Source organism: Clostridium sp. UBA6640 (genome assembly GCF_002455975.1).
Taxonomy (GTDB): Bacteria; Bacillota; Clostridia; order Clostridiales; family Clostridiaceae; genus Clostridium_J.
On record NZ_DKLM01000083.1, the window covers coordinates 104,410 to 120,006 of the forward strand.

Genomic DNA, 15,597 nt, shown 5'->3' on the forward strand with positions numbered 1-15,597 from the left:
ATTATAATAAGTACAATAATTTTATAAAATAATTAAATTATTAGGTTGAATTACCTATGACTTACATGCATTATAATGCTAATGTATAATATATAAAAAGATGAACTGGAGCGTAACTAATGAAAAGCTGGTCAGTTAATTGAAATGTTATAAACTCTATATTTAAGTTTCCTGCTGATGTACGCAAGTTTATATACACAACTAATGCTATTGAAAGCCTTAATAGTATTTATTGTAGATTTAATCGTCAGCGAAGTGTATTTCCAGGTGACACTTATTTGCTTAAAGCATTGTACTTAGCAACTTTTGAAGCTACAAAAAAGTGGAGTTTACCACTTAGAAATTGGGTAAAGTTTATGGAGAACTATCCATAATGTATGAAGGAAGACTTCCTTAAAGCTTGCGGCAAATATAAAAATTAAGACCACCCTTATTAAGGGTGGTCTTAATTTTATTGAATCCCTGCTATATTAATTCGATTTTTAGCCTTTTTCAAAGCTACTTTTGCCCTTTCGATATCAATTCCCTCAGGATTTCTTAATCGCTCTTCAGCTCTTTCTTTTGCTTTTTTAGCTCTCTCTATATCTATCTCATTCGGCCATTCAACAGCATCGCAAACTATTAATACATTTTCTTTATTTACTTCCACATACCCGCCAGCAATAGCTGCTTCTTTAAACTTTCCATTCTGCTTAATCCTTAGTTTTCCGATACCTATAAGAGATATTAATGGAGCATGACCTTTTAATATTCCAAGATCTCCATCTACACATCTTAATATAACCATATTTACATCTTCGTCAAAAAAAATCCCATTAGAAGTTATTACTTTTAGTGAAAATAAAGACATTTAAATCCTCCTAATTTTTTATTTTTTTAGCTTTTTCTATAGCTTGGTCTATGGTACCTACAAATAAAAATGCTGCTTCTGGAAGATCATCATGCTTTCCTTCAAGTATCTCCTTAAATCCTCTTATTGTTTCCTTTAAAGGTACATATTCTCCAGGTATTCCTGTAAATTGCTCTGCTACGCTAAATGGTTGGGATAGGAACCGTTGAATTCTCCTAGCTCGAGCTATGGTTGATTTGTCCGATTCTGATAACTCATCCATCCCTAATACTGCCATAACATACTGTAGCTCCTTGTACCTTTGAAGAATTCTTTGCACTTCACGAGCTACATTATAGTGTTCTTCTCCAACAATTAGAGGATCTAAAATTCTAGATGTCGAATCTAAAGGATCTACTGCTGGATATATTCCTAGTCCTGAAATCGTACGTGAGAGAACAGTAGTTGCATCTAAATGAGAAAATGTTGTTGCTGGAGCTGGATCTGTTAAGTCATCTGCTGGTACATAAACTGCTTGAACAGAAGTAATGGAACCTGTTTTTGTAGATGCAATTCTTTCCTGTAACTGTCCCATTTCTGTTGCCAAAGTAGGTTGATAACCAACAGCGCTTGGAATACGTCCCAGAAGTGCTGATACCTCAGATCCAGCCTGAGTAAATCTAAAGATATTATCTATAAATAGTAGAACATCTTGCCCTTTCTTATCTCTAAAATATTCTGCCATAGTAAGTCCTGTTAGTGCAACTCTCATTCTTGCTCCTGGTGGTTCATTCATCTGACCAAATACCAAGGCAGTTTTATCTATAACTCCTGAATCTTTCATCTCATGATAAAGATCATTACCTTCTCTGGTTCTTTCTCCAACACCAGTAAATACAGATAACCCTCCATGCTCTTTTGCAATGTTGTTAATAAGTTCTTGAATCAAAACTGTCTTTCCAACTCCCGCTCCACCGAAAAGACCAATTTTACCACCTTTCGCATAAGGGGTCATTAAATCGATAACCTTTATTCCAGTTTCAAATATTTCAGTAGCTGTTTGTTGTTCTTCAAGCAGCGGTGCCCCTCTATGGATAGGCATATATTCATCAGCAATTAATTCACCACTCTTATCGATGGTTTCTCCAAGTACATTAAAAAGTCTTCCTAAAGTTACATCACCCACTGGAACTTTGATTGGCGCCTTTGTATCTATTGCTTCCATACCTCTTATAAGCCCATCAGTTGAAGACATGGCAATGCATCTCACTGTATCTTCACCTATATGCTGAGCCACTTCTGCTAATACTTTATTATTATCATCTTTTATTTCAATAATATTTAAAAGCTTAGGCACATTATCCTTATTAAATCTTATATCTAACACAGGTCCAATAACCTGAACTACTTTGCCCGTGTTCTTTTCTAACATCCGATCTCCTCCTCTGCTTATTTATTTAAGAGCTTCTGCACCACCTACAATTTCTGTTATTTCTCTAGTTATTGAGGCTTGTCGAGCTCGATTATATTTTAATTCAAGATCAGCTATCATTTCTTCAGCATTGTTAGTTGCTGACTCCATAGATACCCTTCTTGCTCCTTGTTCGCTAACAGAAGATTCAACCAAAGCACCATATATAGAAATATGAATAAATTTAGAAATCAAATAATCTAGCACCGCTTCTGGCGATGGTTCGCATTCTATCTGAATATTTTTATTAGCATTTTCAGATTCCACAGTCTCTACTGGGAATAGTCTTACTAAAGTAGGTATTTGAGATAATACATTTTTAAAAGTAGTATATACCAAATTTATCTCGTATGCTTGGTGCTTTTTATATAAATCTATAGCAAGATTGCCTATAGTAACTGCATCTGTGAATTGTGGATTCTCTGATATAAGGTCAAAACTTTCTACTATTTTATAGTTATTTCTAGTAAAATAGTCTATACCTTTTTGGCCTATAGGTATAACTAATGCATGCTCCTTATCTTCAATAATATTTTCAGTAAGCTTTAACACATTATTATTATATCCACCTGCCAGACCTTTATCAGAAGTTATTACAATAAATAGCTTGCATTTTGCTTCTCTTTTTCCATCCTCGGAATCAGCTAGCTTAGCTACAGATGGAAGAAGTCCATTAATACTTTTAAGCACGATTTTTTGATATGACTCTAATCTCTCTAAGCGCTCTCTAGCCTGTCTAAGTTTAGATGATGAAACAAGCTCCATTGCTCTGGTTATTTCTTTTGTGCTATTCACACTTTTTATCATTCTTTTAATTTCTTTCATCCCTTGAGCCATACTTCCACCTCTCTTCTTACATCACTTTCATTTGAAGAGCCCCAAAAATTCCTCTATAGCTTTTATAAGCTCAGACTCTATTTCTTCACTAAGCCTTTTAGCACTAGCTATTTCTTTCTCTAGATGTGAATAATTATTTTTCATAAATTCTAAAAATTCCTTTTCAAAAACCTTAATTTTTTCTATAGGAATATGATTAATGTATTTATTACATACCACATATAGAATCATTACTTGTCTTTCCATTGACATAGGACAATACTGAGGCTGCTTTAATATTTCCATTATCCTCTCACCATATGACAATGTTTTTTGGGTTTCCTTATCAAGCTCCGATCCAAACTGTGCAAAGGATAGAAGTTCCCTATATTGCGCAAGTTCAAGCTTGAGTCCACTAGATACCCCTTTCATAGCCTTAGTTTGAGCAGCACCACCTACTCTTGATACTGACAATCCAGAATTCACTGCTGGTCTTTGTCCTGAGGAAAACAATTCCTGCTCTAAAAATATTTGGCCATCTGTTATAGATATTATATTTGTTGGAATATAGGCTGAGATATCTCCTGCAAGAGTTTCTACTATTGGCAATGCCGTTATAGATCCTCCACCATTTTCATCATTAAGCCTTGCCGCCCTTTCAAGTAACCTGGAATGCAAATAAAATACGTCCCCTGGATATGCTTCACGTCCTGGTGGTCTTCTCAAAAGAAGAGACATGGTACGATAGGCAACTGCATGTTTTGATAAATCATCATATACAATCAACACGTCCTTCCCATTGTACATGAATTCTTCTGCTATAGACACTCCTGAATAAGGGGCTATATATTGCATTGCATCTACCTCACTTGCTGTAGCAGATACTATAATTGTATATTCCATAGCTCCATTCTTTTCCAAAGTATCTATCAATTGAGCTACCGTAGATCTCTTTTGTCCAATGACCACATAAATACATATAACATCCTGATCTTTTTGATTTATAATTGTATCTATTGCCAATGCAGTTTTCCCAGTTTGTCTGTCACCTATAATAAGCTCTCTTTGGCCTCTACCAATAGGAATTATAGAATCGATAGCCTTTATTCCTGTTTGCAAAGGTACAGTTACAGATTTTCTTTCAATAACTCCAGACGCCTCCGCTTCAATAGGTCTAAACTTGTCCGTATTAATAGTTCCTTTACCATCTATTGGCTCGCCAAGAGCATTAACTACTCGTCCTACCAATGCATCTCCTACTGGGACTTCTACAATTCTTCCCGTTCTTTTTACTATATCTCCTTCTCTTATATTTTCGCTAGGTCCTAATAGTACACAACCTACATTATCTTCTTCAAGATTGAGAACCATACCATATACTTGATTGGGAAATTCTAATAATTCTGAAGCCATACATTTTTCTAATCCATGAATTCTTGCAATGCCGTCTCCAATTTGAACAACAGTACCTATATCTAACACATTAAGTTGTTTTTCATATTTTTTAATTTGTTCTTTTATTATTGAATTTATTTTTAATGCATTTATTTCACAAGATTTAAGATCATAGTCTACTTCAGTTAAGTTTAGTTTCTTTTCATACTTCTCAATTTGCTCCTTTATGATGGAGCTAATTTCATCTTTTCTAGAATTCATTAAGTTTATTCTCCTATCATAATTTAATTGTTTATAGACCTATGAATATCCTCTAGTCTTCCTTTAACACTTACGTCAATGAGTTTATCTCCTACTTTAAGAACAACTCCACCAACTATAGACTTATCAACTTTATTGGAGAGAATAACTCTTTTTCGAAGCTTTTTGGTTAAAATTTCTTTAAGTTTTTTCATACTATCATCATTTATGAGGAGTACAGTATAAACCACAGCTTCAATAACTCCATATTTATCATTTACCTTATCATCAAAATCCTTACCAATTCTATTAAAATAGTNNAGACACATTCTCCTTAAAAACAGAAGTTAACATATCTTTTTTATCCTCTTTTGAAAGCTCTGGATGTTCAAGTATAATTTGAAATTGCGGTTCTTTTTTTATCTCATCTGATATAACTTTAAGCTCATCTCTAAATCCATCAAGTTTATCTTCATCAAACATTAACTCATTTAAAACTTCATGATATTTTTTATAAGTTACTCTGTCCATTCCACTTCACCTACCTCATCGATAAACTTGTTTATCATTTCTTGGTGAGTATCTTCGTCTAAATTTTTATCAATGGCTGCTGAGGCTACTAACATGGCCATCTCCACTATGTCATGTTTCAAACCTGCCATAGTTTTTTCTTTCTCCCTGTCAATACTTTCTTTAGCTTTTATAAACATACCATCAACTTCAATCTTTGCCTCTTCAAGAACTTCCTGCTTTATTTTATCTTCTCTTTGTTTAGCTAAAGCTATAATTGTTCTTGATTCGTTTTTCGATTCCTCTATTTTTTGCTCATATTGATTTTTTAAAACATTAGCTTCCTTAGCTTGAACTTCAGCCTCAAGGATATCATTTTCAATTTTGTTTTTTCTAGCATTAACCATATCGGAAACTGGTTTAAATAAAAAATGCCTAACTACAAGAAATAGAACCGCCGTTGAAATCAACTGAGATATGAAAATAGGCCAGTCTGGCATAATATTTATTTGAAAATTCATAAATTAAGCACTCCTTTCTGTGCATAAGTATGAATAAAGTAACATACCCATACACGAGCATTGATAAAATACATTATACTTCGCCTTATATTTTATAATGCTTGTAATAAAGGACGTACAATTAACAAAATAATAGCTACGATTAACCCATAAATTCCACTTGTTTCTGCAACCGCTNNCCGCTGCTTTACCTGCCGCATATCCTTGTCCTAATCCTGGTCCAAAAGCTGCCAATACAGCTATACCTGCTCCTATCGCTGAGCAACCTAATACAAATGCTTCACTTGAAATTCCTTGCATATCTATATTCCTCCTTAAATAATCAATTCTTCATTTTAATATTTACTTAGTTCTTTTAACTTTATTGCTTATAAACACCATAGTAAGCATTACAAATATAAATGTCTGAACAATGCCTACAAAAACATCAAAATATATGTTTAAAAACGGTGCTATAAAAGGTATAGTAATCATGGATATACTATTTAATGCACTAAAAACTAGAGATATTATTATAGTACCGCTTATCATGTTTCCAAATAATCTAAAAGATAATGCAATTGGTATTACCATTTCACTTATTAAATTAATGGGTAACATTATTGGCGTAGGCTCCATAAAACTTTTTAAATAATCCTTTATGCCATTGCTATTTATACTGTTTAAATGTATCAACATAAAAGTAATCATTGCCAAGGCCAAAACTATACTGTAATCAGCTGTGGGAGCCTCTAAGCCTAAAAGGCCAAGCAAATTAGCGAATACTAAAAATAAACTTATTGTCCCTATATAAGGGGCAAAACCCACTCTATTTTCACCCATAGTATTTTTTACTAGTGATTCAACGGTCTCTACAAAAAACTCTGCAATAGTAACTATGGAACTTGGCTTCTCATCAATCTTTGTATTTTTTATCTTTCTACCAACAATAATTGAAAATATAGATAACAGTATCACTATTATCCAAGAATTTATAGCACTACCATTTAAACATATTTCCTTGCCGAACAATAGGAAATTTATGTTCACATTCACGCTATTCACCTCCTAATATTACGGTGAATCTATATCATTTTGACACTACCGCTCAAAATATTTAATTATATAAACTTTATTGTTTTTTTATAATTTTAAACAAACCCTTCTTATAAAAGACACTAAAAATTATAGTTATCTTTACAGAAAATAAACCCAGTATAGCAGTATAAAAATTTAAATAATCTGCTATATACGAAATAAATATGACAACACCATAAATGAAGGTTCTCATGGCATAATTTCCTAATGTAAAAAATTTTATTTTTTTCTGTGCCATATATAAAGACCTTTCTATGCTAATGCACATAAGTCTAAAGTTTAAAACCGTAATGCATGTACTAAAAAGTAAGCCATATATATATTCCTTTGGATTTGAAACTATAATAAAAATTAACATGGATAGTATTAAGGCAATCGATAATGTTCTTTTTATTATCCACAGTTGATAATTTTGTTCTGTAATCATTGGATTAATACCTCCCGCTTACTTTTATAGTTTAAATTAGATACATTTCTTTATAATTACTCCCGTTAAATTTATTTTTTAATAGATTTCTAATTTTATTCCTATGATCTAAAAGTAAAATAAGTGGACTAAATAGGTGGGTAATATTGTATCTATTTAAATTATTCTGAAAAAATGTTAAATGATTGTATAATAATTCACAATTTTCTATATAATGATTTTCTTCCTTGATAATAAATTCTATATTTTTATGTCTATATGGAATATCATTTCTTTTAAGCTTTAATAAATTAATTTTTAAATTGTTAAGTTTATATGGAATAACTTTACTCTTAGATGGTAGGTAGGAATTTTCTCTATATAAATCGATTATATTTTTAATATTCAAGGAAGAAATTTTGTGTTTAATTTCAAATAAGTCTAAATTTAAGGTTTTTATTGTTATTAAAAGAATTATATTAATTATTACTAAATATATCTTTGCTTTTCTCAAAATCTCTCCCTCCTTTTCATGATAATTTATTATAACATAAATTAAGTAATTAATATAAATTTAATTTATTCTTTAAAATTAATTATTAATTTTTTAACTAGTTCTGTTATAATTTTAGAAATATATCACTTAGATTTTAAATTATTTTTTGTATTATTATAAATAATGATAGCATATAATGCAACTTTATGCTATTATCAAGCAAATATTGGTGATATTTTTTTATTTACAAGCAGTTTTTCTTTAATTCTTCGTTAAATTTTATTATATAATACAATATTTATAAATAATCATCACTCTTAAATTTAACTATAATTGCATTTGGTGGTATAATTATAAGATTTCTTAAAACTAGATAAATATTTCACAAATTATCTAAAGTATAAAAATTAATTTTCGTCATAGCTGCTAAAAGAACAAAACATCATAAGAAATTCTTAGTATAAATTATCAATTGAGGGGCTAATTATGGTAAAATTTATATGATAAATTTAATGACAGTTAATTAATGAATCTAAAATTTAAGTAGTTAATTAATATTAAATACAAAAAAAGCGAAAGGTTTAATGTCCTATCGCTTTTTCTGTATTTATTTCTTAATATTTTTAAATGCTTCAGTTTGATTTTTTATACCAACCTCAGTAGCAAATCTTTCTATACTTGATGCTCCAAAGAAACCTTCAACACCATGAGTTTTTGATATTATATATTGAGCATCCTCTGGCTCTGCTATTGGGCCACCATGACATAAAATTATAATATCTGGATTTACTGACTTACCAGCATCACATATCTCTTGTACTTTTACAACACAATCATCTAATGTAAGCGCTGTTTTAGCACCAATAGTTCCTTTTGTAGTTAACCCCATATGAGCTACTAATATATCTGCTCCTGCCTTTGCCATTTCAATAGCTTGTTCTTTATCAAATACATATGGTGAAGTTACTAAATCTAATTCATGAGCTTTTCTAATCATTTCTACTTCTAAACCATATCCCATTCCTGTTTCCTCAAGGTTTTGTCTAAAAACCCCATCAATAAGCCCAACGGTTGGGAAGTTTTGTACTCCTGCAAAGCCCTGTTCTTTAAGTTGTTTTAGAAATGGTTCCATTACTCTAAATGGATCTGTTCCACAAACCCCTGCTAATACAGGAGTATCTTTAACAACAGGTAGCACTTCACTTCCCATTTCAACTACGATTTGGTTAGCATCACCATAGGATAATAACCCAGCAAGAGATCCTCTTCCTGCCATTCTATATTTTCCGGAGTTGTATATTATAATTAAATCAACTCCACCAGCTTCAGCACTTTTAGCAGAAATGCCTGCTCCAGCACCTGCTCCTAAAATTACTTTTCCTGATTTAATTTCATCTTTTAATTTATTTAGAATTTCACTACGTGATTTTGACATTTAAAATTCCTCCTAACTATTTTTCATTTAATAATTGAACTAATTTTTCTCCTGCAGTAATAGAAAATTCTTCATCATTAATATTTGAATTTATTTCTATAATCTCTACTAATGGATTAGTTATATTTTCTTTTAATGTTTTAAATAACATGGCATCTTCTTCAACCCCATAGAATTGTTGACCTTCTGAATCTAAAAGAGAAACTCCTTTTAGTGGAAGTAATAGAGCCGTTTTTCTTTGAGCCATATTTAACTTCTCAGCAATGATTAAACCCAATTGTCTATTTTCTTCTATTGTAGTACGCATTAATGTAACCGTTGGATTGTGTTTATAAAAATTACGTCCTGCATATTTACTTGGAACAGATGATATGGGGCCAAAATTAACCATATCTAATGCTCCAACTGAAACAATTTGAGGTATTTTATTAAGTACAGCTGCTTCAAGTCTATCTTCTCCTGCTGCCATATTCCCTCCAAACAGTTGATCACACCATTCCGTTGTTGTAATATCTAAAACACCTTCTATATAACCATCCCTTATTAAGCTTTCCATAGCTTTTCCGCCAGTTCCTGTGGCATGGAATATTAAAACCTCATATCCAAGCTTTTCTAAATATTCTCTAGATTTATTTATACAAGGAGTAGTAACGCCAAACATAGTTGCAGCAATTAAAGGTTTTTTATTTAAATCAATTTTGCTTTCAAATTTTACCATGCCAGCTATAGCAAAAGCAGCATTAGTAAAAATTTTTGTTGAAATAGAATTTAATCCTGCTACGTCAACAATAGATGGATACATAACTATATCACTAGTTCCTACATACATAGATATATCTCCAGCTGCAACGGTAGATACCATAACCTTTGGTACCCCTATTGGAAGTGCTCTCATTCCAGGAGTAACGATTGAAGTACCACCACTTCCCCCAAAGGAAATAATTCCATCAAATTTTCCTTCTGAATAAAGCTTTGGTAATAGCTTTTCCATTCCTCTTGACAAAATATCTGTAGCTAATGCTCTATCTTTTTTTGCTACAATTTCTTCAATGTCACCACCTACGGATTTTACCACTTCATCATTAGATACATCTGGTGTAAACTTAGGTTCAAAAACCCCTGTGTGAATCATAAAAGTTTTTAACCCTAAACCTTCAATTATGTCTTTAACATAGCTGAATTCTTCACCTTTAGAATCAAAAGTTCCTGCGATTGCAATTGTCTTCATAGTTAACCTCCTTAATAATTTTTTTCTTTACTTTAACTTGATAATACAACTAACAAATTAAAATATACATGTTATCTTGTAATATGTTCATGTTATTTTGTAATATTTGTAACCGTTTTATTCTTTTCTCTATATTCTTTAGGAGATAAACCTGTTTGTTTTTTAAAGGATTTACTAAAATGAGCATAATCACTATATCCTACAATATGGGCAATTTCGCTTATTTGAATATTTTCTTTTTCTAAGATTTCCTTTGCTCTATTTAACCTAAACTGAGATAAGTATTCTGGGAAAGTACAACCTACTTCATTTTTAAAAAGTGTACTCAAATATGGTCTCGATACATGTAACACTGATGCCAAATCACTTAAAAGTATTTTATGCATATAATTATTTGAAATATATTCTTTAACAAAATCAACATAGCTATAATGCTTTTTTATGCCTTCAATCATTTTTATTAGCAGCTCATCTTTTTCATGAATTCCAGCAAACTTAAAAGATTTTGTAGTATTTGTTATTGTTGACTCAGAGGGAGTTCTTTCAAAAGCTGATCCTCCAATATACCCTATTGTTTGAGTATTTTTGTACATATAATCAATATCTATTGGTGTTTTAACAGGTCCTCCATAAATCATTTTAAATACATCTGGTCTAATATCATCACAGACCTTAAATATTTTCGATGTGACATTCTTTGCCGATTCCAAAGATATCATTTTCTTAGCCCCTATTTCTCCTCCACCTGTTAATCCTAGATGCACACATATAATATCAGCCCCTGCCCTTAGCATTTCTACAGCTTGCTTTTCATCAAAAACAAAAGCTATGGTAAACAAATTCTTTTCATGGGCAATTCTAATAGCTTCAATCTCTTTATCAAAGCTAATCCCTTCATTTTCTAGAGCCTCACGAAACCTCCCTTCCAGCATTCCTACCGTTGGAAAGTTATTAATTCCAGAAAAACCATTTCTTTTTATTAAATCAATATATTCTTCCAAGTTTATTGTGGGGTCAGTTGCATTAATTCCAAAAATAACTGGTATATTTTTTATTATTGGTATAATTTCACGGGAGCCAAATTCCATAACTAATTCATTTGAATTTGAAAAAGGCATCCATCCAGCAAGAGAGCCTATTCCCATTTGTCTAAACCTTCCAGAACTTAAAGCTAGTATAATATCCGCTCCCCCTTTTTCTGCATATTTGGCAGATAATCCAGACCCAACAGCAACTCCAATTATATGTTTATTAATCAGTATTTGATTTTTCAAATTATTGATTATATACTCTTTTTTAAACATAGAATTAACCCCTTTATCTATTGTGTATTATTTTTTATATTATACCCCTTATAAGCGATATCTTATAATAAATTTTTATTACAATTTAAATCGTCCTACCCTTTTAATTATAGGATATCAGATTCCTTATGCATAAAGGGACGGTTCATTTTTATNNCTAATATCTCTTAATGATTCTTTAATATTTTTAGTATATATGCCACCATGATAGCAAATGATTCTGTCTATTTCATAATTTAATAATTTCTTTATAGAGTTTTTTGCCTGAGCAATATCTAAAGTATACATTGGATTTGCAATGCTTAATTTATCATCCTCTATTACCAATGCATCTCCAGAAATCAAGGTTTTACTATCTTTTAGGTAAATTGAAATATGGCCTGGCATATGCCCTGGAGTAGAAACTATTTCAACTCCTCCACCCCATGGAAATGAATCTTTATCTTTTAAACATACATCAACATCTGTAGTTTCTATTGACTCAAGTAGCTGATGAAATTTTTTCGAACTTTCTTTTTCATCTTCTGGAAGACTATCATATATACTTTCTGCTTGCTGTAATCTTAAAGACTTTTCTTTACCACTAATATATTTTTCTTCATTAATTGATGAAAGAATTTCTATCTGTGGATACTCCCTTTTAAATTCAGCTAATGCCCCCATATGATCAAAATCATGATGCGTTATAATTATTTTTGTTAATTTATCAAGATTAATGCCATTTGCTTCAGCAGCCATTTTTATTAAAGGTAGAAAGTTTGGGTATCCGCAATCAATTAAAACAACTTCCTTTTCATCGCACAATATAACTGGAAAAATAGTATTTTCAACGCCATCAATATCAAATTTTATTTCTAAAACTGTTACTTTATTCATTAGTGTACTCCTTTATAATTAATTTTTATAATATATTATTTAAAATATTTTTAGCCATTCTATATGATTTTCATCAATATAGATTATAGTTTCATTTATTAATAGTATTTCTAATTTTTCTAAGAAAAATTTATCTAATCAAGTGATTACTCCACTATATTAATACAGTGTACAACAAAATAGTAACATCCTCCTATCTCACTTCTCAAGTCCATAAATGATTCTGTGTTAAAATTGCTTATATAAGATACAAAAAAAGAACCTTGATTTCTCAAAGTTCTAAATAGAAAATATTTAATACATTCATACTCTTTATACTTTTATAGATTAGCTTCTATTGCATCATATATGAAGTAAAAATTATATATCTACATACGTAACTATATCAATCTTTTCTTAAACCAACCTATTCATAATTCCCGTATGTTTCTTCATATCGTATAATTTTGAACTATTTACCTGTAATCTTTTATAATGCTCACGTTTTTTTATTTATTTAGAATCATCATTTATTATTGATAATACTCTAAATTCTAGAATTAATATATGCATAAATTATTTAACATATAATTTATGAACCGTCCCCTATTTTAAAATAAGCCTAGCAATAACCGGCTATGTTTTTTCATAGTTAACCTTCTAAAAATTCTAAATAGCCATTCTTCCTTAACTTACAAGCAGGACATTCTCCGCATCCGTCCCCTTTTATTCCATTATAGCAAGTTAAGGTTTCTTCTTTAATAATATTAAGAACATCTAAATCCTTAGCCATTTTCCAAACTTCTGCTTTATTAATCCACATTAAAGGTGTAAGAATTTCAAATTGATAATCCATGGCTAAATTTAAAGTTACATTTAAAGATTTAATAAATACGTCCCTACAATCTGGATATCCACTAAAATCGCTTTGTGACACCCCAGTTATAATTGTATTTATTCCTCTTTGCTTTGCAAATACAGCCACAAAGCTTAAAAACAGCATATTTCTTCCGTCTACAAAGCTGTTTGGAACTCCCTCTTTTGGTGCCTCTTTGTCAACTTTTATATCCACTCTTGTTAATGAGTTTGGTGCAAGTTGGTTTAATAAATTCAAATCTAAAATATGATGCTCTACATTATATTTTTTGCATATGTCCTTTGCACACTGAAGCTCTAATATATGTTTTTGATTATAGTCAAAGGATACTGCTATAACTTCTTTAAACCTCTTTTTCGCCCAAAATAAACATGTTGTACTGTCTTGTCCGCCACTAAATACCACTACTGCTTTTTCTTTGTTCATTGCCATCCACTCCTATTATTATTGATAAAGCATCATCAATTTGTTATTTAAAATTGGGTCTGTGTTAAATCTTCCCTCTAAAGTAGTTGATACGGTTTTTGTCCCCGGCTTTTGTATTCCCCTAGAAGTCATGCATCCATGTTCTCCTTCTATAATAACTGCCACATCTTCTGAACCGGTTACCTTTTGTATAATTTCTGCTATGTCACTTCCAATTCTTTCTTGAAGCTGTAGTCTGCGGCCTACCATATCAGCTATTCTAGCTATTTTACTTAATCCAATAACTTTTTTATTAGGAATGTAAGCCACTGAAACCTTCATATTATACATCAGTGCTAAATGATGTTCACAGTAGCTGAATATTTCTATACCCTTCATAAAAACCATATCCTTATTATTTTCTTTTATATCCAAGTCATTTTCGAAGGTAGTGTTAAACATTGATGCAATTTCATCATTGGTATAGTTCATTCCTTCAAATACTTCTTTATACATTTTAGCTACTCTCTTTGGTGTATCCTTTAACCCTTCTCTATCTGGATTATCTCCTAGTGCTATTAAAATACCTCTTATATGCTCTTCAATTGCCTTTGTATCAATTGCCATAATTTATACACCTCTCTTATTTGCGTCCCATATAACTTTATGAAGTTGTACCTGTAGTGTAACTCCATTCATATTGTTTTCCTTCATAAATTCTACAATACTATCTAAGGAAATCTCTCCAAAAACAGGGCTCACATATACATTAGTTTTATCTATAAGGTTAAATTTATCTATTATATATTTTACTTTCTTTAAATCATCAATACTACCAGATACAAATTTAACTGTATCTTTCTTTGTTAAATATTTAAAATTATTTAATTCCATGCTGCTTTCCATATTACTTGAAGGAAGCTTATAATCCATAGTAAAACTTGGCGGATTTTCTGTTTTTAAAAACTCTTGAAGTAATACACTACCATTAGTCTCTATTTCCACATGAAGTTCACTATCCTTAGAAAGCCTTTCTATTACTTCTATTATCCCTTGTTGCAAGAGTGGCTCTCCTCCAGTTAAAGTAATATTTTTCACATTTGTGGATTTTATATATGAATATATCTCCTCTATAGACATGCACTCATAGTCTACATTTTTTTCATTAGCCCAAGAAGTATCACAATAACTACAATTCAAATTACATCCTGGAAATCTTATAAAAACTGCTAATTGGCCACAAAGAAGCCCTTCTCCATTGATACTAACAAACTTTTCTACAACCTTAAGTTTCACTTTAATTTTCCTCTCTTTCTTCATAGGCAGCACTATTGGTAGGAGTCTCGAAAACTGTAGCTCTTAACACATTGAATCCTTGTGCTTTCATAGTTTTAAAGAAAAATGCTGCAAAATTTTCTGCTGTTGGTCTAAAATCCACTTCTATTATTTTAAATCCATCTACTAAAAGACAATTTAATGTCTCTTCTCTCATAGTTCCTTTTTGAATAATTAATCCATGATCATAATAATCTACCATATCTTTTACAGCTTTTTTTAAATCACCAAAATCTATTACCATACCATCTAACTGTCCATCTTTTACTAAGCTTTGAGATTTTATTTCAATTTCAACCTTCCACCTATGTCCATGAATATTACTGCATTTCCCCTCATATCTTGCAAGAAAATGAGCACTATCAAAACTCTGTTCCGCTTTTAATATATACATAGA

Annotated in this window: 17 protein-coding genes and 2 pseudogenes; 1 reads left to right on the forward strand and 18 read right to left on the reverse strand. The window is 30.9% G+C overall.

The annotated features are described in order from the left end of the window. Positions 1-119 precede the first annotated feature (119 nt). Positions 120-397: pseudogene (locus tag B2W91_RS21120) on the forward strand (transposase); the annotation flags it as partial. Between the two features lie 54 nt (positions 398-451). Here B2W91_RS21120 and B2W91_RS09810 read toward each other — a convergent pair. From B2W91_RS09810 to queD, 18 genes and pseudogenes are all read right to left on the reverse strand, one after another. After that, positions 452-850: a F0F1 ATP synthase subunit epsilon gene (locus B2W91_RS09810; RefSeq protein ID WP_291580394.1), complete on the reverse strand. Its 399-nt coding sequence runs from the start codon at positions 848-850 to the stop codon at positions 452-454. 10 nt (positions 851-860) lie between these two features. Then, on the reverse strand, positions 861-2,261 hold the full coding sequence (atpD, locus tag B2W91_RS09815; RefSeq protein WP_291580396.1) for a F0F1 ATP synthase subunit beta: 1,401 nt from the start codon (positions 2,259-2,261) through the stop codon (positions 861-863). Between the two features lie 21 nt (positions 2,262-2,282). Further along, a complete protein-coding gene (gene atpG, locus B2W91_RS09820; RefSeq protein WP_291580398.1) occupies positions 2,283-3,137 on the reverse strand; it encodes an ATP synthase F1 subunit gamma in 855 nt (284 codons plus the stop codon). Between the two features lie 27 nt (positions 3,138-3,164). After that, the gene (gene atpA / locus B2W91_RS09825; RefSeq protein WP_291580400.1) at positions 3,165-4,772 is read right to left on the reverse strand and encodes a F0F1 ATP synthase subunit alpha; all 1,608 of its coding nucleotides are present in this window, start codon (positions 4,770-4,772) and stop codon (positions 3,165-3,167) included. A 23-nt stretch (positions 4,773-4,795) separates the two neighbouring features. Continuing rightward, a pseudogene (atpH, locus tag B2W91_RS21030) lies at positions 4,796-5,282 on the reverse strand (ATP synthase F1 subunit delta). Beyond that, the gene (gene atpF / locus B2W91_RS09835) at positions 5,270-5,782 is read right to left on the reverse strand and encodes a F0F1 ATP synthase subunit B (protein WP_291580404.1); all 513 of its coding nucleotides are present in this window, start codon (positions 5,780-5,782) and stop codon (positions 5,270-5,272) included. Before atpF ends, atpH begins: the two are co-directional and overlap by 13 nt. Positions 5,783-5,785: 3 nt before the next feature. Next, positions 5,786-6,082, reverse strand: a complete 297-nt coding sequence (locus tag B2W91_RS09840; RefSeq protein WP_414633115.1) for an ATP synthase Fo subunit C — start codon at positions 6,080-6,082, stop codon at positions 5,786-5,788. A 42-nt stretch (positions 6,083-6,124) separates the two neighbouring features. Then, positions 6,125-6,817, reverse strand: coding sequence for a F0F1 ATP synthase subunit A (gene atpB / locus B2W91_RS09845; RefSeq protein WP_291580406.1), 693 nt, complete (start codon positions 6,815-6,817; stop codon positions 6,125-6,127). A gap of 76 nt (positions 6,818-6,893) precedes the next feature. Then, complete coding sequence (locus B2W91_RS09850; protein WP_291580408.1) at positions 6,894-7,286, reverse strand: ATP synthase subunit I; 393 nt, start codon at positions 7,284-7,286, stop codon at positions 6,894-6,896. Positions 7,287-7,317: 31 nt separating this feature from the next. Further along, positions 7,318-7,779: a hypothetical protein gene (locus B2W91_RS09855; RefSeq protein WP_291580410.1), complete on the reverse strand. Its 462-nt coding sequence runs from the start codon at positions 7,777-7,779 to the stop codon at positions 7,318-7,320. Between the two features lie 589 nt (positions 7,780-8,368). Continuing rightward, complete coding sequence (locus tag B2W91_RS09860; RefSeq protein WP_291580412.1) at positions 8,369-9,196, reverse strand: phosphoenolpyruvate hydrolase family protein; 828 nt, start codon at positions 9,194-9,196, stop codon at positions 8,369-8,371. A gap of 16 nt (positions 9,197-9,212) precedes the next feature. Then, on the reverse strand, positions 9,213-10,424 hold the full coding sequence (locus B2W91_RS09865) for a Tm-1-like ATP-binding domain-containing protein (protein ID WP_291580413.1): 1,212 nt from the start codon (positions 10,422-10,424) through the stop codon (positions 9,213-9,215). Between the two features lie 92 nt (positions 10,425-10,516). Beyond that, complete coding sequence (locus B2W91_RS09870) at positions 10,517-11,728, reverse strand: phosphoenolpyruvate hydrolase family protein (protein WP_291580415.1); 1,212 nt, start codon at positions 11,726-11,728, stop codon at positions 10,517-10,519. A 126-nt stretch (positions 11,729-11,854) separates the two neighbouring features. After that, on the reverse strand, positions 11,855-12,604 hold the full coding sequence (locus tag B2W91_RS09875; RefSeq protein WP_291580417.1) for an MBL fold metallo-hydrolase: 750 nt from the start codon (positions 12,602-12,604) through the stop codon (positions 11,855-11,857). 631 nt (positions 12,605-13,235) lie between these two features. Further along, positions 13,236-13,886, reverse strand: a complete 651-nt coding sequence (queC, locus tag B2W91_RS09880; RefSeq protein ID WP_291580418.1) for a 7-cyano-7-deazaguanine synthase QueC — start codon at positions 13,884-13,886, stop codon at positions 13,236-13,238. Between the two features lie 18 nt (positions 13,887-13,904). Then, entirely contained in the window at positions 13,905-14,492 is a 588-nt protein-coding gene (gene folE, locus B2W91_RS09885; protein ID WP_291580419.1) for a GTP cyclohydrolase I FolE, read from the reverse strand. 3 nt (positions 14,493-14,495) lie between these two features. Further along, positions 14,496-15,161: a putative 7-carboxy-7-deazaguanine synthase QueE gene (gene queE, locus B2W91_RS09890; protein WP_291580420.1), complete on the reverse strand. Its 666-nt coding sequence runs from the start codon at positions 15,159-15,161 to the stop codon at positions 14,496-14,498. A 1-nt stretch (position 15,162) separates the two neighbouring features. Further along, positions 15,163-15,594 (reverse strand): 6-carboxytetrahydropterin synthase QueD, encoded by a 432-nt coding sequence (gene queD / locus B2W91_RS09895; RefSeq protein ID WP_291580421.1) that lies wholly within the window; start codon positions 15,592-15,594, stop codon positions 15,163-15,165. Between the last annotated feature and the right edge of the window lie 3 nt (positions 15,595-15,597).

Excerpts from the sequence above, each read along its gene's own strand:
- B2W91_RS09810 (WP_291580394.1), bottom strand. The coding sequence starts at position 850 with ATGTCTTTATTTTCACTAAAAGTAATAACTTCTAATGGGATTTTTTTT.
- atpD (WP_291580396.1), bottom strand. The coding sequence starts at position 2,261 with ATGTTAGAAAAGAACACGGGCAAAGTAGTTCAGGTTATTGGACCTGTG.
- atpG (WP_291580398.1), bottom strand. The coding sequence starts at position 3,137 with ATGGCTCAAGGGATGAAAGAAATTAAAAGAATGATAAAAAGTGTGAAT.
- atpA (WP_291580400.1), bottom strand. The coding sequence starts at position 4,772 with ATGAATTCTAGAAAAGATGAAATTAGCTCCATCATAAAGGAGCAAATT.
- atpF (WP_291580404.1), bottom strand. The coding sequence starts at position 5,782 with ATGAATTTTCAAATAAATATTATGCCAGACTGGCCTATTTTCATATCT.
- B2W91_RS09850 (WP_291580408.1), bottom strand. The coding sequence starts at position 7,286 with ATGATTACAGAACAAAATTATCAACTGTGGATAATAAAAAGAACATTA.
- B2W91_RS09860 (WP_291580412.1), bottom strand. The coding sequence starts at position 9,196 with ATGTCAAAATCACGTAGTGAAATTCTAAATAAATTAAAAGATGAAATT.
- B2W91_RS09865 (WP_291580413.1), bottom strand. The coding sequence starts at position 10,424 with ATGAAGACAATTGCAATCGCAGGAACTTTTGATTCTAAAGGTGAAGAA.
- B2W91_RS09870 (WP_291580415.1), bottom strand. The coding sequence starts at position 11,728 with ATGTTTAAAAAAGAGTATATAATCAATAATTTGAAAAATCAAATACTG.
- queC (WP_291580418.1), bottom strand. The coding sequence starts at position 13,886 with ATGAACAAAGAAAAAGCAGTAGTGGTATTTAGTGGCGGACAAGACAGT.
- folE (WP_291580419.1), bottom strand. The coding sequence starts at position 14,492 with ATGGCAATTGATACAAAGGCAATTGAAGAGCATATAAGAGGTATTTTA.
- queD (WP_291580421.1), bottom strand. The coding sequence starts at position 15,594 with ATGTATATATTAAAAGCGGAACAGAGTTTTGATAGTGCTCATTTTCTT.